17 protein-coding genes and 1 pseudogene are annotated in these 15,318 nt (G+C 71.7%); 11 read left to right on the forward strand and 7 right to left on the reverse strand.

Annotated elements, in window-relative coordinates; all coding sequences use genetic code 11:
• Positions 1 to 53 (forward strand): annotated as a pseudogene (locus B4E97_RS19115) (hypothetical protein); the annotation flags it as partial.
• 87 nt (positions 54 to 140) lie between these two features.
• Here B4E97_RS19115 and B4E97_RS06440 read toward each other — a convergent pair.
• On the reverse strand, positions 141 to 1,283 hold the full coding sequence (locus B4E97_RS06440; protein WP_286959119.1) for a glycerate kinase: 1,143 nt from the start codon (positions 1,281 to 1,283) through the stop codon (positions 141 to 143).
• Positions 1,284 to 1,455: 172 nt separating this feature from the next.
• On the opposite strand from B4E97_RS06440, the gene B4E97_RS06445 reads away from it, so the two are divergent.
• The 5 genes from B4E97_RS06445 (at position 1,456) to B4E97_RS06465 (ending at position 6,936) form a co-directional block, all read left to right on the forward strand.
• Positions 1,456 to 3,093, forward strand: a complete 1,638-nt coding sequence (locus B4E97_RS06445; protein ID WP_286959120.1) for a GGDEF domain-containing protein — start codon at positions 1,456 to 1,458, stop codon at positions 3,091 to 3,093.
• 63 nt (positions 3,094 to 3,156) lie between these two features.
• The gene (locus B4E97_RS06450) at positions 3,157 to 4,665 is read left to right on the forward strand and encodes a methylmalonyl-CoA carboxytransferase subunit 5S (RefSeq protein ID WP_286959121.1); all 1,509 of its coding nucleotides are present in this window, start codon (positions 3,157 to 3,159) and stop codon (positions 4,663 to 4,665) included.
• 22 nt (positions 4,666 to 4,687) lie between these two features.
• A complete protein-coding gene (locus tag B4E97_RS06455; RefSeq protein ID WP_286959122.1) occupies positions 4,688 to 6,256 on the forward strand; it encodes an acyl-CoA carboxylase subunit beta in 1,569 nt (522 codons plus the stop codon).
• Positions 6,257 to 6,284: 28 nt separating this feature from the next.
• Positions 6,285 to 6,545: a hypothetical protein gene (locus tag B4E97_RS06460; protein ID WP_286959123.1), complete on the forward strand. Its 261-nt coding sequence runs from the start codon at positions 6,285 to 6,287 to the stop codon at positions 6,543 to 6,545.
• A gap of 25 nt (positions 6,546 to 6,570) precedes the next feature.
• Positions 6,571 to 6,936, forward strand: a complete 366-nt coding sequence (locus tag B4E97_RS06465) for a biotin/lipoyl-containing protein (protein ID WP_154593819.1) — start codon at positions 6,571 to 6,573, stop codon at positions 6,934 to 6,936.
• Positions 6,937 to 7,015: 79 nt separating this feature from the next.
• Here the strand turns inward: B4E97_RS06465 and B4E97_RS06470 are convergent, their stop codons facing one another.
• Positions 7,016 to 7,669, reverse strand: a complete 654-nt coding sequence (locus B4E97_RS06470; protein WP_286959125.1) for a GntR family transcriptional regulator — start codon at positions 7,667 to 7,669, stop codon at positions 7,016 to 7,018.
• A gap of 78 nt (positions 7,670 to 7,747) precedes the next feature.
• Here B4E97_RS06470 and B4E97_RS06475 point away from each other — a divergent pair, with 78 nt between their 5' ends.
• The 4 genes from B4E97_RS06475 (at position 7,748) to B4E97_RS06490 (ending at position 11,337) form a co-directional block, all read left to right on the forward strand.
• A complete protein-coding gene (locus tag B4E97_RS06475; RefSeq protein ID WP_286959126.1) occupies positions 7,748 to 8,767 on the forward strand; it encodes a 1-aminocyclopropane-1-carboxylate deaminase in 1,020 nt (339 codons plus the stop codon).
• A gap of 51 nt (positions 8,768 to 8,818) precedes the next feature.
• Positions 8,819 to 10,195 (forward strand): FAD-binding oxidoreductase, encoded by a 1,377-nt coding sequence (locus tag B4E97_RS06480; RefSeq protein WP_286959127.1) that lies wholly within the window; start codon positions 8,819 to 8,821, stop codon positions 10,193 to 10,195.
• A gap of 102 nt (positions 10,196 to 10,297) precedes the next feature.
• The gene (locus B4E97_RS06485) at positions 10,298 to 10,942 is read left to right on the forward strand and encodes a nucleotidyltransferase domain-containing protein (RefSeq protein WP_029211528.1); all 645 of its coding nucleotides are present in this window, start codon (positions 10,298 to 10,300) and stop codon (positions 10,940 to 10,942) included.
• On the forward strand, positions 10,939 to 11,337 hold the full coding sequence (locus tag B4E97_RS06490; RefSeq protein WP_029211529.1) for a hypothetical protein: 399 nt from the start codon (positions 10,939 to 10,941) through the stop codon (positions 11,335 to 11,337). The genes B4E97_RS06485 and B4E97_RS06490 overlap by 4 nt, the downstream gene beginning before the upstream one ends.
• A 4-nt stretch (positions 11,338 to 11,341) precedes the next feature.
• On the opposite strand, the gene B4E97_RS06495 is transcribed toward B4E97_RS06490, so the two are convergent.
• The 5 genes from B4E97_RS06495 to B4E97_RS06515 form a co-directional block, all read right to left on the reverse strand.
• Positions 11,342 to 12,085: a dienelactone hydrolase family protein gene (locus B4E97_RS06495; RefSeq protein WP_286959128.1), complete on the reverse strand. Its 744-nt coding sequence runs from the start codon at positions 12,083 to 12,085 to the stop codon at positions 11,342 to 11,344.
• Positions 12,086 to 12,186: 101 nt separating this feature from the next.
• On the reverse strand, positions 12,187 to 12,813 hold the full coding sequence (locus tag B4E97_RS06500; RefSeq protein ID WP_286959130.1) for a hypothetical protein: 627 nt from the start codon (positions 12,811 to 12,813) through the stop codon (positions 12,187 to 12,189).
• A gap of 66 nt (positions 12,814 to 12,879) precedes the next feature.
• Positions 12,880 to 13,137, reverse strand: a complete 258-nt coding sequence (locus tag B4E97_RS06505; protein ID WP_286959131.1) for a hypothetical protein — start codon at positions 13,135 to 13,137, stop codon at positions 12,880 to 12,882.
• Positions 13,134 to 13,835, reverse strand: coding sequence for a hypothetical protein (locus tag B4E97_RS06510; protein ID WP_286959132.1), 702 nt, complete (start codon positions 13,833 to 13,835; stop codon positions 13,134 to 13,136). The genes B4E97_RS06505 and B4E97_RS06510 overlap by 4 nt, the downstream gene beginning before the upstream one ends.
• Positions 13,836 to 13,956: 121 nt before the next feature.
• A complete protein-coding gene (locus B4E97_RS06515; protein WP_286959133.1) occupies positions 13,957 to 14,427 on the reverse strand; it encodes a helix-turn-helix transcriptional regulator in 471 nt (156 codons plus the stop codon).
• 75 nt (positions 14,428 to 14,502) lie between these two features.
• On the opposite strand from B4E97_RS06515, the gene B4E97_RS06520 reads away from it, so the two are divergent.
• Positions 14,503 to 15,318 (forward strand): helix-turn-helix domain-containing protein (locus B4E97_RS06520; RefSeq protein ID WP_349681170.1); only part of this gene is annotated, 816 nt, incomplete at its 3' end.

A 15,318-nucleotide genomic window follows, 5' to 3' on the forward strand; every position in this document is an offset into this window, starting at 1 on the left:
CCCCGCCGCGACGCGGGGTCGGGGGGGCGTCGTGCACGCCGTCTCACCCCACCCCACCCGTCTCACCCTGCAACCCGAGACACCCTCGCCAACGGCGCCAGCGGACGGCAGCCGCCAACGATGCAGGGGCGGCGAGCGCGTCAGAGACCGCCGTCGGCGAGGTCGCGCGCCACGGTGCCGGCCAGCGCCTCGAGCAGCGGCCCCGCCTCGCTCATGCACCGCGCGGGATCCGGCTCGAGGTCCGTCAGGGCGTAGACGCGGCGGATGCCCGACGCCTCCGCCTGGCCGTCGGCGAGCAGGGAGCGCCCGCACACCGCCACGACGGGCACACCCACGCGCGCTGCCGCCTCGGCGACACCGACGGGTGTCTTGCCCATGAGCGACTGCTCGTCCAGGGAGCCCTCCCCGGTGATGACCAGGTCTGCGCCGTCGGCCTGCTCGGCGAAGCCGACGAGGTCGAGGACCAGCTCGACGCCTGGCCGCATCTCGGCGTCGAGGACCTGCAGGGCGGCATACCCGACGCCACCGGCCGCGCCTGCACCCGGCTCGTCGCGCGAGTCGCGGCCTATCGCCTCGGCGAGCAGGTCCGCGAGGCGCTCGAGCCCGGCGTCGACCTGGGGACGGAGCTGGGCGGTGACCCCCTTCTGCGGGCCGAACACGGCGGCGGTGCCCCGGTCGCCCAGCAGCGGGTTGTTGACGTCGCACGCCACGACGACGCGGGCGTCGGCCAGGCCAGGGTGCAGACCCGACAGGTCGACGCTGTCGAGGGACGCGAGCCCGCCTGCGCCGTCGGGGATCTCGTGGCCCGAGGCGTCGAGGAAGCGGACGCCGAGGGCGGACAGCATGCCTGTGCCGCCGTCGGTGCTGGCGGAGCCCCCGATCCCGAGGACGATCTCGGCGCACCCCTCGTCCAGCGCCGCACGCACCGCCTCGCCGACCCCGCGGCTGGTGGAGGTGAGGGGCTCGAGCCGGCCCCCGGGCAGGTGCACGATCCCGCAGGTCTCGGCGAGCTCGACGACTGCGGTGGCCCCCAGCACGGCATACCGGGCCTGGAGCGGTCGGCCCGTCGGACCCGACGTCGTGGTGGTCCGCCCCTCGTAGCCGGCGACGAGGGCCGCCTCGATGGTGCCGTCACCGCCGTCCGCGACCAGCAGCGTGCGCACGGTGGCGCCGGGCAGGACACCACGAACCCCGACGGCGATCCGCTCGGCCACCTCGGTCGCGACCAGCGAGCCCTTGAACTTGTCGCAGGCGACGAGGACGACGGGCTCTGGCACGGTCATGACGGGCGCTCCTCGGCGAGGGTCCGGACGGGATCCTCAAGGTAGCACCGGCCGGATTCCAGCCTCGGCGCGCGTCGGACCCTGGCGGGGGCGGCCACGCTTTGTCATGATGCCTGCGCCGAGGAAGTACGAGGAAGTAGCCGGCCGAGGGTCGGAGACGGAGGTGAGGCCGGTGCCCACCGAGCCCTCCCTGCCCCGGAACGCTCTGCCCGTGCCTGGCGGCGGACCGGCCATCGACCACAGCGCCATGGTCGAGCGGGCCTGGCACGCGCGTCACCGGGACCAGGAGACCGCGTCCGCCCTGGCCGACCGGGCCGCCCGTCACGCGGTGGCCACGGACGACTACCTGCTCGAGGCCCGCGCCCGCGTGGTGCAGGCGGCCTGCCGGTTCGCGGTCCAGGACTACGAGCAGGCCCTCACCCTCGCCAACGAGGGACTCGTGACGCTCACCTCGCTCGAGGACGTCTGGCTCGGCCGGCTCCAGCTCGTGCTCGGCAACGTCAGCGCGGAGATCGGCGAGCCCGCCCATGCCGCGGGCTTCTTCAACCAGGCGGTCAGCATCGCCCGGCAGGCCAACGACGTGCAGCTCGTCGCGCAGTGCCTGCTCAACGCCGCCCTCGACCGGGTCGACGTGGTCGACCAGGTGCGGGACTTCCGGCGGGCCCTGGCGATCTTCGAGGGCATCGACGACGCGGAGGGCCAGGCCTATGCCCACCTCGACATCGCGCACGCCCTGGTCGACCAGCAGCGTCTGCTGGAGGCCACCGTCGAGGCGCGGCGCGCGCAGCACCACGCAGCCCGCGCCCACACCAACGACGTGGTGGCCCACGCCGTGGCGCTCCAGGCCTACGGATCGGCCCACCTCGGGCACCCGCTGCAGGCCGAGGCGCTCCTGGCCGACGCCCAGCACCGGATCGAGTCCGCCCGCCAGCCCGTGCGGATCGACGTGACCATCGAGGTCGCCCGGGCGTGGACCGCCCTGGGGCGGCCGGACGAGGCCGTGCTGCTGCTCGAGCCGCTGCTCACGGGGTCCGCGCTCACCGATCGGCAGACGCTGGCGCTCACCGACATCCTGTCCGAGGCCTACGCCGGACGGGGCGACCACGAGTCGGCCTACTGGACGCTGCGGTCCCACCTGGAGCTCAAGGACGCCCACGAGGACGCCATGGCCCGCCGCCGGGCGTCGGCCCTGGTCGTGCTGCACCGCGTGCAGATGGTCGAGCGGGAGGCGGCCCGTGCCCGCGAGCGCCAGCAGCGGCTGGAGGAGGAGTTCAGCGAGCTCAAGTCCGAGCACCGCATGGTGCAGGAGATCTCGATCCGCGACGACCTCACGGGACTGCACAACCGTCGGCTGCTCAACGACCGCCTCCGCGTCGACGTGCGCGCCGCCGACGCGGACCACCCGGTCAGCCTGATCCTGCTCGACCTCGACCACTTCAAGCGCGTCAACGACACGCACGGCCACGTGGTCGGCGACCAGGTGCTGCACGCCCTCGGCCGCATGCTGCAGACCGAGGTGCGGGTGTCGGACGTGGCGGCCCGCTACGGCGGGGAGGAGCTGGCGGTGCTGCAGCCGGGCACCGACCTCGACGCGGCCACCGTGCTGGCCGAGCGGCTGCGAGCACGGATCGCGGCGCTGGACTGGCTGCAGATCGTCGGGGTCCCCCTCAACCTGACGGTGAGCGCGGGCGTCGCGAGCACCTCCGGCGGGGAGACGCCCCGCGACCTGCTGCGTCGGGCGGACCGGGCGATGTATGCCGCCAAGGCCGCAGGCCGGGACCGCGTCATGACCGCCGCCGACACCACCTGAGGATCCTGGCTAAGACCCACCCCGCTGATGCCGCGCCGCGGCCCGTGGGGCAGGATTGCAGGCGTGGATACACAGCAGCGACAGATCGGCGTGACGGAGCTGGCCCTGCGGGACGCGCACCAGAGTCTGATGGCGACCCGCATGGCCCTGGAGGACATGGTCGGTGCCTGCGAGGACATCGACAACGCGGGGTACTGGAGCGTTGAGTGCTGGGGCGGGGCGACGTTCGACGCCTGCATCCGCTTCCTCAACGAGGACCCGTGGGAGCGGCTGCGGACCTTCCGCCGGCTGCTGCCGAACTCCCGCCTGCAGATGCTCCTGCGGGGGCAGAACCTCCTCGGCTACCGCCACTACGGCGACGACGTGGTGGACCACTTCGTCGAGAAGGCCGCCGAGAACGGCATGGACGTGTTCCGCACGTTCGACGCCCTCAACGACACCCGCAACGTCGAGCGCGCGATCGCCGCGGTCAAGAAGGCCGGCAAGCACGCGCAGGGCACCATCTGCTACACCACCAGCCCGCTGCACGACGTGGACGTCTACCTCCGGCAGGCGCGCGAGCTGCGCGACGTCGGCGTGGACTCCATCGCCATCAAGGACATGGCGGCGCTGCTCAAGCCGCAGCCGGCCTACGACCTGGTCCGGGCGATCAAGGCCGAGATGCCGGACATGCAGGTCAACGTGCACTGCCACGCGACCACGGGCGTCACGCTCGTCTCGCTGATGAAGGCCGTCGAGGGGGGCGCCGACGTCGTCGACACCGCCATCTCCTCGCTGTCCCTCGGCCCGGGGCACAACCCCACGGAGTCCCTGCAGGAGATGCTCGAGGGCACGGGCTACATCGCCGACCTGGACAAGGTGCGGCTCGGTCGCATCAAGAACCACTTCGCCGGGATCCGGCCCCGCTACACGCAGTTCATGTCTTCGTTCAACGTCGAGACGGACATCTTCGACAGCCAGATCCCCGGCGGCATGATCTCCAACATGGAGTCCCAGCTCAAGCAGCAGGGCGCCGGCGACAAGCTCAAGGAGGTGCTCGAGGAGGTGCCGCGCGTGCGAAAGGACGCCGGCTACCCGCCCCTCGTCACCCCGTCCAGCCAGATCGTGGGCACGCAGGCCGTCTTCAACGTCCTCATGGGCCGCTACAAGGTCCTGACCGCCGAGTTCGCCGACCTGATGCTCGGCTACTACGGCTCGGTCATGGGCGAGCTCGACCAGGAGGTCGTCGACAAGGCCAAGCAGCAGACCGGCAAGGAGCCGATCGACGTGCGGCCCGCCGACCTGATCGAGGACGAGTGGGACCAGCTCCGCACCGACGCCGCCGCGCTCGAGGGCTTCGACGGCAGCGACGAGGACGTCCTGACCTACGCGATGTTCCCCAAGGTCGCGCCCGGCTTCTTCACCAGCCGCGCCGAGGGCCCCAAGAACGTCGGCAAGGACCCCGCCGAGCTCGAGGCCGAGAAGGCCGCGGCCGCCAAGGGCGACGGCAAGACCGGCCCGGTCCGTGGCCCGATCACCTACGAGATCACCATCGACGGCAAGAAGCACTCCGTCGCCGTGAAGCCGGCCTGACGGCAGGAGAGGGAACCTCACCATGAGCAAGGCACCCCAGTCACCCAAGACGATGGCCGACCGCCTCACGGAGCTCCGCGAGCGCCGCGCCGCGGTCGAGGCCGGCGGCGGCGAGAAGCGTCACGCCAAGCAGCACGAGGCCGGCAAGAAGACCGCGCGCGAGCGGGTCGCCGACCTGGTCGACCCCGGCTCCTTCGAGGAGATGGGCCTGTTCGCCCAGCACCGGACCACGTTGTTCGGGATGGACAAGGCCGTCATGCCGGCGGACGGCGTCGTGACCGGCACCGGCACGGTCTTCGGCCGCCCGGTCCACGTCGCGAGCCAGGACTTCTCGGTGGCGGGCGGCTCCGCCGGCGAGATGCACTCCACCAAGGTCGCCAAGACGCTGCACGCAGCCCTGGAGAACGGCACCCCGTTCGTCTTCATCAACGACTCGGGCGGCGCCCGCGTCCAGGAGGGCATCGACTCGCTGTCCGGCTACGGCAAGGTGTTCTTCCAGAACGTCGCGCTGTCGGGCGTGGTCCCGCAGGTCTCGATCATCGCGGGGCCGTGCGCCGGTGGAGCGGCATACTCCCCCGCCCTCACCGACTTCATCATCCAGACCAAGAGCTCCCGGATGTTCATCACCGGCCCCGACGTGATCAAGCAGGTCACCGGCGAGCAGGTCACGGCCGAGGAGCTGGGCGGCCCGGCGGCGCACATGGCTCGCTCCGGCGTCACCCACTTCATGGCCGAGGACGACGAGCAGGCGGTGCTGATCGCGCAGAAGCTCCTGAGCTTCCTGCCGAGCAACAACACCGAGGAGCCGCCGCTGGTCGACGGGTTCGAGGACGTCGAGCCCGACGAGTCACTCACCACGGTCATCCCCGAGGATCCCAAGAAGGGGTATGACGTCCGCGACGTCATCGGCTCGATCGTCGACGGCGCCGACTTCCTCGAGGTGCACGCGGGCTTCGCGCCCAACATCGTCGTGGGCTTCGCCCGCGTCACGGGACGCACGGTCGGCATCATCGCCAACCAGCCCAGCGTGATGAGCGGCGTCCTCGACATCGACTCCTCCGACAAGGGCGCGCGGTTCGTGCGCTTCTGCAACGCCTTCAACATCCCCCTGGTCACCCTGGTGGACGTCCCGGGCTTCCTGCCGGGCGTGCAGCAGGAGTACGGCGGCATCATCCGCCACGGCGCCAAGATGCTCTTCGCCTACTCCTCCGCGACGGTCCCCAAGATCACCGTGGTCCTGCGCAAGGCGTACGGCGGCGCCTACCTCGCCATGTGCTCCAAGGACCTCGGCGCGGACCGGGTGTTCGCGTGGCCGACGGCCGAGATCGCCGTCATGGGCGCCGAGGGTGCCGCGGGCGTCGTCTTCCGCAAGGAGATCGCCGAGGCGGACGACCCGGCGGCCAAGCGGGCGGAGCTGGTCCAGCTCTACCGCGACGCCTTCTCCACGCCGTACGTCTCCGCCTCGCGTGGTCTCGTCGACGACATCATCGAGCCGGCGGACACGCGTCGTCACATCGCGCGCTCGCTGGAGATGCTCGCCGGCAAGCGCGACATGCGTCCGGCCAAGAAGCACGGCCTGATCCCGCTCTGATCGACCGGCTGCCACGGAAGGACACATCATGAGCGAACCCACCGTCGCCGAGCTGCAGGCCCTGGTCGCCGATCTCACCGCCCGTCTCGAGGCCCTGGAGGCCAAGGTCTCCGCCCGGGACGACGAGGTCAGCCCCGAGGTGCTGCTCGCGATCTCCGCCGCCGTCGCGGCCTACCTGGGCAAGCGCGCCACCGTCAAGCAGGTCCACCTGCGTCGCGGCTCGGCGTGGGCGTCCCAGGGCCGCTCGGACATCCACCACTCGCACACGATCCAGCACGGCGTGCGCTGACCGCCGACGCAACCGAAGGACTGACATGAAGCTGAAGGTGACCGTCAACGGATCGGTCTACGACGTCGACGTCGAGGTGGAGGAGGAGCCCCGGCCGAGCCTGGGTGCCGTCCTCGTGGGCAGCATGTCCGCCCACGGCGTGGCCCCCACCAGCGCGAAGGCCCCGGCCAGCGCGTCCAACGCCCTCACCGCCAACATCGCGGGCACCGTCGTCAAGGTGCTCGTCGAGGCGGGCCAGGAGGTCAAGGAGGGCGAGACCCTGCTCGTCCTCGAGGCCATGAAGATGGAGACCGAGGTCACGGCGCCCAAGGACGGCCGGATCGCCGCGGTCGACGTCGCCGTCGGCGATGCCGTCCAGGGTGGTCAGGTCCTCGTCGAGTGGGAGGACTGACCCGTCTCGGGTCTCACGGACAGAGCGAGGAGCGGTTCCCCGTATGACGGGGGGCCGCTCCTTCGTCATACGGCCCTCATCAGCCCGAGAAGGTGAAGCGCAGGGAGAGCCAGTTGTCGCGGCTCAGGGTCGCGGCTCGCTCTGCGTCGCCCGCGCGGGCGGCCGCGATGATGGCGGCGTGCTGGTCGGCGCTGCCGCGGCCGGCGTAGGTCGTGAACCGCATCCGCTCCACCCGCCGCAGGACCGGGACCACCCGCTCGAGCACCTCGGGCACGACGACGTTGCCGCTGCGGGCGACGAAGACCCCGTGGAAGGCGTCGTCCGCCTCGATGGCTCGCTCGGCGTCGAGGGCGTGGAGCGCCTCCGCGAACGCCGCGTTGACCTCCTCGAGCTGCTCCAGGTCCGAGGCCGCCAGGCGAGGCGCGGCGACCCGCGCCGCGAGCTCGTGCATGGCCGCCGCGACCTGCTGGGCGTCCCGCGTCGACTCCTGGTCGACCGGTGCGACGATCGTGGCCCGGCCGGGCGTCGCCACCACCAGGCGGGCCCGCTCGAGGCGCAGCAGCGCCTCTCGGATCGGGGTGCGGCTGACGCCGAGCCATCCCTCCAGCTCGGGATCGCGCAGCCGCTCCCCCGGAGCGAGCGTCCCGGCGACGATGGCGTCCCGGATGGCCTCGTAGGCGTGGTCGCGGAGCAGCGAGCGCTGCGGCAGGCCCGGTGACTCGGGGATCGGCATGGAGCGAATATAGGCCCCCTTGCCGGGCCTGGAGGCTGGCAATATATTAAATTTCACCGCCGAGCAAAGGAGCTCCCCATGGGCATCGCCGACTTCGACCGCTATCCGCTGACCTTCGGACCCAGCCCGATCCACCCCCTCGAGCGCCTCAGCGCCCACCTGGGTGGCGCCCATGTGTGGGCCAAGCGAGAGGACGTCAGCTCCGGACTCGCCTTCGGCGGCAACAAGACTCGCAAGCTGGAGTACATCGTCCCCGACGTGCTCGCCTCCGGCGCCGACACCCTGGTCTCGATCGGCGGCTACCAGAGCAACCACACCCGCCAGGTCGCAGCCGTCGCCGCCCACCTCGGGCTGCAGGCCCTCCTCGTGCAGGAGACCTGGGTCGACTGGCCAGACCCCCTCAACGACCGCGTCGGCAACATCCAGCTCTCACGGATCATGGGCGCCGACGTGCGCCTCGACCCGCACGGCTTCGACATCGGCATCCGCAGCAGCTGGGAGGACGCGCTGCGGGAGGTCGAGGAGCGGGGCGGCAAGCCCTACCCCATCCCGGCCGGGGCGTCCGAGCACCCCCTCGGCGGACTGGGCTTCGCCGGCTGGGCGCACGAGGTCGCTCAGCAGGAGGCGGAGCTCGACGTCTTCTTCGACACCATCGTCGTGTGCACGGTCACCGGCTCGACCCACGCCGGGATGATCGCGGGCTTCGCCGAGCTCGAGGCCGCGGGCGGACGGCCGCGCCGGGTCATCGGCATCGACGCGTCGGCCACCCTCGACAAGACCCGCGACCAGGTGGGGCGCATCGCCCGGCATACGGCAGGGCTCCTCGGCCTGGGGCGCGACCTGCGCGACGACGAGATCACCGTGCTGGCGGGGTGGGCCGGCGACAAGTACGGCATCCCCGTCGAGTCGACGATCGAGGCCATCCGCCTCACCGGCCGGCTGGAGGGCGTCATCATCGACCCCGTCTACGAGGGCAAGTCGATGGCCGGCCTGATCGACCTCGTCTCCAGCAGGGAGATCCCGGCGAGCAGCACCGTCCTCTACGCCCACCTCGGCGGGCAGCTGGCGCTCAACGCCTACACCGCGGTGGTGCCCTGACCGATGGCACCCTGTGCCGCACCTGTCGGGTGGTTCCCCTAGGGTCGGACCGTGACCTCGATCGTTGATTCCCTCCTCGCGCGCCTCCCCGCCGACCGGGTCATGACCGACCCCGACGCGATGATCGCCTATGCCCGTGACCAGGCCGAGTGGGGAGCCTGGGGATCGCCGGCCGCCGTCGTGCGAGCCCGGTCGACGAGCGAGGTGCAGGCCACGGTGCAGGCGTGCCTCGAGCACGGCACCCCGGTCGTCGCCCGAGGAGCGGGGACCGGCCTGTCCGGCGCCGCGAACGCCGAGGCCGGGTGGATCGTGCTCAGCCTCGAGCGCCTGGACCAGGTCCTCGAGATCAACACCCTGGACCGGCTCGCCGTCGTCCAGCCCGGCGTGGTCAACGACCGGCTGCGCGCTGCCGCCGCCGAGCAGGGGCTCTGGTATCCCCCGGACCCAGGCAGCGCGCCCTGGTCGACCATCGGCGGCAACGTCGCGACCAACGCCGGCGGCATGTGCTGCGTGAAGTACGGCGTGACCAGGGACTACGTCCTGGCGCTGGAGGTCGTCACGGGGACCGGCGAGATCGTGCGGGTCGGTCGGCGCACCGCCAAGGGGGTCGTGGGCTACGACCTCGTCGGACTGATGACGGGCTCGGAGGGGACGCTCGGCATCATCACCGAGGTCACCGTGCGGCTGCGACCGGCCCGCGAGCCGGAGCGCACCGTCGCGGGCTTCTTCCCCGACCTCTTGTCGGCGGGGCGGGCCGTCACCGCCGTGGCGGAGGCCGGGCTCACGCCCTCGCTGCTCGAGCTGATGGACCGGACCCTGCTGCGGGCCGTCGACGACTGGAAGCACATGGGCCTGACCACCGAGGCCGACACGATGCTGCTCGGCCGCGTCGACACCCCCGGCGAGCGGGGCGACGCCGAGGCCGAGACCATGGCCGAGGTGTTCCGCGCCGCGGGGGCGGTCGACGCCGCGGTGGCGGAGGACGAGGAGGAGGGCGAGCTGCTGTTCGCCGCGCGCCGCCTCGCCTATCCCGCCGCCGAGCGCCTCGGCACGATCCTCACCGAGGACGTCTGCGTGCCCAAGGACCAGGTGGTCCCGATGCTCGAGCGCATCCAGCAGATCGGCGTGCGCCACGGCACCACGATCGCCAACGCCGCCCACGCGGGCGACGGCAACCTGCACCCGCTGCTCGTCACCACCCCGGGAGACGCCGAGCAGCTCGAGCGAGCGCACCGGGCCTCCGAGGAGATCATCGCGGCCTGCCTCGAGCTCGGCGGCACCATCTCCGGCGAGCACGGCGTGGGCACCCTCAAGCGGGACGGGCTGCACGCCGAGCTCGGCGAACCGGTCGTGGACCTGCACCGAGCGATCAAGGCGGCGCTCGACCCGCACGGAATCATGAATCCCGGCAAGGTCTTTCGTCCCTGAACGACCCGACTTCCCACGGCACCCGTCGCGGGGGCAAGGCGCCAGAGGCCCGTATGGCGTCCAAGCCTTCCACATGGAGCGTTGACCTGCCATCATGGTTCCATGGACCTGTCACATCCCCTGAGCGCCATCACGCCCTCGCTCGAGGGCGAGGCCCTGACCGTCCTCGCCGGGACCGAGAGCGCCCTCACCGGCCGAGGCATCGCCGAGCTCGCACGACGAGGTAGCCACACGGCGATGACGCAGGCCCTCGGACGTCTTGCCCACCAGGGACTCGTCATCGTGGAGCCGGCCGGTCGCGCCCACCTCTACCGCCTCAACCGTGAGCACCTTCTCGCCCCTGTCGTGCTCGCGGCGTCCAAGGCGGCCTCCGAGGTGCGTTCGAGGCTCACCAAGCAGATCGAGGGGTGGCGGGTGCCCTGCCTCCACGCGTCTCTCTACGGCTCCTTGTCGCGAGGAGAGGCCGGCTCGGACTCGGACATCGACGTCCTGGTCGTCCGCCCTCCGCACCTCGACGAGGCACAAGCCGAGGCGTGGAGCGATCAGCTGGCCGAGCTGGAGCGCCTCGTCTGGCAGTGGACGGGCAACACGTTGTCCTGGCTCGACACCACGCAGGAGGACCTGCGCCGAGCCGTGGAGGCCGACGAACCGCTGATCAGGTCCTGGCGCGAGGACTCCATCACGCTGGCGGGAGAATCCCTCGGGCCCCTGATCGCGCGACTGGCCACAGAGAGAAGCCCGGCATGACACCGACGCGGTCCAGCCCCGGCGACCGAGGTCAGGCGAAGGCCCGTCGCATCATTGCCGCGCGCTACCTCGACGTCGCAGAGCTCGCAGCCACCGAGGAGGGGCCGGGCGCCAACAACGTCGTGATCGGGATCGCGGTCCTGTCTGGCATCGCTGCCTCTGATGCCATCTGCATCGCTGCGACCGGATCGCGGTACTCCGGCGATGACCACGCCGAGGCCGCGCGGGTCCTCGGGCGCGTCGACCGCGCCCTGGGAAACGAGCTGAGCAAGCTCGTCCGGCTCAAGCCTGGAGCGCACTACGGATCGGCGTTCATCTCGGACACCGACCGTGTGCGGGCCCTGCGGGCGGCAAGGAGGCTGGTCGAGGCAGCGCTCGAACGAACCGTCGGATGACGGGTCAGGCCTCGTCGAAGACCTGGAGCAGCGCCTCCCAGTGCCGCGCGGTGGCGCGCTCGTCGTAGGCCGGGAGGTCACTCATCGTGAACCCGTGAGCGGCGCCCGGATAGATCTCGCCCTCGTAGTCGCAGTCCGCCTCCTCGGCGGCCAGCCGCAGGCGCTCGATCTGCGACCTGGTCATGCTGGGGTCCTGGTCGGCGAAGCCGAAGTAGATGCGGGCCTCGACGTCGGGCAGCACGTGGTGCGGGCTCTCGGGGCCGTCGGTCACCAGCCGTCCGGCGTGGAACCCACAGACCGCCGACACGTCGTCGGGGCACTGTGCCGCCAGCCGCAGCGCGAGCCCCCCGCCCATGCAGTAACCCACGACCCGCACGTCGTCGTCAGCGACGTCGTCGAGACCCTGGACGTGCTCGAGATAGGCGGGGCCTTCGGCCTCCCAGTGCTCTCGGGTCAGGCTGGCGAGCAGACGGGAGATGATCGTATGCCGCTCCTCCCCCCGCTCGGCGGACAGGAACGAGGGGTCGATCAGCGGCTGGCGCCCGGCCCGGTAGTAGACGTTGGGCGCCAGCACGACGTAGCCGTCGTCCGCCAGGCGCTCGGCCATCTCCCGGATCCGCGGCCGCAGCCCGATGGCGTCCATGATCAGGAGCACCGGCGGGTGGGGTCCGTCCTCGGCGGGGCGGGCGACATAGGCGTCGCACACCCCGTCCGGCATCGGCAGGTCCAGCTCCTCGAACACGGCCATGGTGACACCCTGTCACGAGCCCGGGCGGGCGGCACCTCGACCGGAGGGCCGAGGACGCCCGGCCCCAGGGGTGGGGACGGGCGCCTCGGCTGACCACACCGTCAGGCGGTGGCCTGGGCCGGGCCGATCGTGGCCGGCTGTGCGTCCCAGGTGCGGAGGACGGCCGACCTGGAGTACATCCAGGCGGACAGCGCAGCGATCCCCACGGCCATGGTCAGCAGCCCCAGGTCCAGGGCGATCTCCGGCACCGAGGCCCGCAGCGCGACCGGGACCGCTCCGACGGCATACAGGACCAACGGGACCGCCGGCACCTCACGGGACAGCAGCAACGAAGCGACGAAGGCCATCGTGCCGAGGAGGAACGCGACGGACACCACCACGAGGGCAAGGCCGAGCGGGCCCGCGCGCAGCGACGCGACGGCGCCACGCGGGAGCTCGCTGAAGACCAGGTTGATGACGAGCTCGACGCCGACCAGCCCTGCGAGGGCAGCCGAGTTGACGAGGTAGGCGACGAGTCCGAAGGTGCCCCTGCGCCGGCCGAACGCGAGGTACAGCCCGGCGACCAGGGCGAGGGCCAGGACCTCCGCTAGGGGTGCCACCAGCTGGGTGAGGGCCGAGGTCGGGACGACCCCTGCCCGCTTGGCTGCGTTCACGAGCAGGATGAAGGCGCTGGCGCCGCCGGCCAGGGCGGACACGCGAAAGAGCGTCGCGGGTGCGGGTTGGGACATGGTTTCCTCCGGTGCGGTGGGTGGGTGGGCGGATCCCGGACGGGGTGCGCCGAGGTGGGTGCGGGCTCATCGCCCTGTCGGTGCGCGGGTGTCGAGGGAGATGAGCTCGGCACCGATGTCACGGGCCTTGGCGAGGAGGCCGTGGAGCGCGGCCTGGTCAGCTGCCAGGCCACTCAGCGTGGTGGTGCCGTCCGGCTCGCGGACGATGTCCAGACCGTCGAACCACGAGGACCAGTGGGCGTCCAGGTGGCCGTCGATCCTCAGCTGCACCTCGACAGGCCGGGCCGGTATGCCGTGAGCGCCGGCCCTGTCGTCCGAGCTCATGACGCGCGGGCAGGGGCAGGACGTCCCGCCGGAGCCGCGGGCCGAGAGGCGCCGGTCTGCCTGGTGCCCGCTGTTCGGGCGGACGCCCAGAAGGACAGGCCGAGGCCGACCAGGGCGAGGGAGTCCGGATAGGCCAGCAGCCGATAGAACGAGTCGGGCAGGAGTGCCAGCGAGGCGGTCAGGACGCTGGCCAGCGCGAGCAGCGCCGAGGCCCAGCGGGCCAGGACACGGGCCCGGAACATCGCGGCACCGAAGATCAACCCACCTGCGAGGAAGGTGGCTCCGGACACCGCCAGGACGGCCTGCATCGCGCCGATGTCGCCCGCGGCCCGGCCGCCTGTGGCTGCGCGAACGACGTCGTCGACATAGGCCGGGGACGCCGCGGCCACCTCGGGGAGGACGACGGCGCTCGCGAAGGTGACGCACATGATGGTCAGGTAGCCGATGGCCAGCACGACGTACCCCACGAGCCCCAGCAGGCCGATCTCCAGTCGCTGGCGCAGGTACATCCCGGTGATGCCGACCAGGGCCGTGGCCGCCATCAGCACCTTGATGGCGTTGCGGACGGCCCACTCCGTCGTGAGGACGGTCGTGGCGTCGGCGTGCGGGTGCCCGATCTGGACGCCCGCGAAGAGGAGGCCCGCCACCACCGCCGACACGGCGGAGGTCCGGAAGAGTGCGGTCGAGGTGACGTTCATGCCGGTTCCTGTTCGGTCGGCCCGTAGCCCGTGCTGCGGGGATGACCTGAACCTAGGAGCGGGACGTGACCCTGGCGTCACCACACGAGGTGATCATCGTGGTGACCCCTGGCCGGTGGGGTCAGCGTTGACGGTCACCCAGCAGGTCGTCCTCGCGCGACCGGCGCACGGCCCGGGCTCGCGTGCTCACCCCGAGCTTGGCGAAGATGTGCTTGGTGTGCGTGCGCAGGGTGTTGACGGTGATGAACAGCTCGCGGGCGATCTCCGGCCCGGTCAGCTCGGAGTCGAGGAGCCGCAGCACGTCCCGCTCCCGGCTGCTCAACGGGCTGACCAGGCCCGACCCGTCCCCCGACGTGTTCCCCCGATGCAGTCGGTCGAGCAGGCCGCGAGCCGCCTCCCGCGCCACCGTCCCCGCCCCCTGTCCGGCCCCACCAGCAGCGACGTGCTCCAGCAGCCTCGACATGGGGGCGCCCTCGTCCAGGAACACCCGGACGTCGCTGCCGGTCTCGGGCGCCTCGCTCCAGGCCCGGCCGAAGGCGGACGCGGCGTGCGGGAGGTCGCCCAGCGCGAGGTGGGTCAGGGACCGCAGCACCAGGTGTCGACGACGCGTGAAAACTGAGCAGGAGTCGACGGGCGAAAACTGAGCAGCCCGGGGAGCCTGGGCGGGGTGATCACCGTGGAGGACTGGGCTGAGATTCGTCGTCTGTACCGTTCGGAGGGGTTGTCGAAGGCGGCGATCGCCCGCAGGTTGGGGATCTCGCGGAACACGGTCGCGAAGGCGTTGGCGTCGGACGGGCCCCCGCGGTACGAACGACCGGCGAAGGGTTCGCTGGTCGACGCGGTCGAGCCCCGGGTCCGGTTGCTGCTGGCCGAGTACCCGACGATGCCCGCGACCGTGATCGCCGAGCGGATCGGCTGGGAGCACTCCTTGACGATCCTCAAGGACCGCGTCCGCGACCTGCGGCCCTTGTATCAGGGCATCGACCCGTCCGACCGGGTGGAGTACACCCCCGGTGAGGTCGCCCAGTGCGATCTGTGGTTCCCGCCCGTACCGATCCCGGTCGGCAAGGGCGTCGAGCGGATCCTGCCGGTCCTGGCCATGACGAGCGGGTACTCCCGGCACACGTCCGCGGTGATGATCCCCTCCCGGCAAGGAGGCGACATCCTCGCGGGCATGTGGCGCCTGCTCGCCGGCCACCCGACCGACCCGACATGGCCCGGGTGGGGTCGGTGCCCTCGCGCCCTGGTGTGGGACCGGGAGTCAGCGATCGGTGGCAAGGGCAAGCCGACACCGGCCGCAGCCGCGTTCGTGGGCACCCTCGGCGTCCGGTTGATGCTCGCGCCCGCCCGCGACCCCGAGTTCAAGGGTCTCGTCGAGCGACGCAACGGCTTCTTCGAGACATCCTTCCTGCCCGGTCGCGTGTTCACGAGTCCGGCAGACTTCAACACCCAGATCAGCGAGTGGGGGTGTCAGATGGTCTGT

Source organism: Arsenicicoccus sp. UBA7492, from assembly GCF_002479615.1.
In the GTDB taxonomy this organism is placed as follows: Bacteria; Actinomycetota; Actinomycetes; order Actinomycetales; family Dermatophilaceae; genus Arsenicicoccus; species Arsenicicoccus bolidensis.

Bases quoted from the DNA above. Each gene is read 5' to 3' on its own strand.
- B4E97_RS06465 (WP_154593819.1), top strand. From the start codon at position 6,571: ATGAAGCTGAAGGTGACCGTCAACGGATCGGTCTACGACGTCGACGTC.
- B4E97_RS06485 (WP_029211528.1), top strand. From the start codon at position 10,298: ATGGACCTGTCACATCCCCTGAGCGCCATCACGCCCTCGCTCGAGGGC.
- B4E97_RS06500 (WP_286959130.1), bottom strand. From the start codon at position 12,813: ATGTCCCAACCCGCACCCGCGACGCTCTTTCGCGTGTCCGCCCTGGCC.
- B4E97_RS06495 (WP_286959128.1), bottom strand. From the start codon at position 12,085: ATGGCCGTGTTCGAGGAGCTGGACCTGCCGATGCCGGACGGGGTGTGC.
- B4E97_RS06460 (WP_286959123.1), top strand. From the start codon at position 6,285: ATGAGCGAACCCACCGTCGCCGAGCTGCAGGCCCTGGTCGCCGATCTC.
- B4E97_RS06510 (WP_286959132.1), bottom strand. From the start codon at position 13,835: ATGAACGTCACCTCGACCGCACTCTTCCGGACCTCCGCCGTGTCGGCG.
- B4E97_RS06490 (WP_029211529.1), top strand. From the start codon at position 10,939: ATGACACCGACGCGGTCCAGCCCCGGCGACCGAGGTCAGGCGAAGGCC.
- B4E97_RS06475 (WP_286959126.1), top strand. From the start codon at position 7,748: ATGGGCATCGCCGACTTCGACCGCTATCCGCTGACCTTCGGACCCAGC.
- B4E97_RS06455 (WP_286959122.1), top strand. From the start codon at position 4,688: ATGAGCAAGGCACCCCAGTCACCCAAGACGATGGCCGACCGCCTCACG.
- B4E97_RS06505 (WP_286959131.1), bottom strand. From the start codon at position 13,137: ATGAGCTCGGACGACAGGGCCGGCGCTCACGGCATACCGGCCCGGCCT.
- B4E97_RS06440 (WP_286959119.1), bottom strand. From the start codon at position 1,283: ATGACCGTGCCAGAGCCCGTCGTCCTCGTCGCCTGCGACAAGTTCAAG.
- B4E97_RS06470 (WP_286959125.1), bottom strand. From the start codon at position 7,669: ATGCCGATCCCCGAGTCACCGGGCCTGCCGCAGCGCTCGCTGCTCCGC.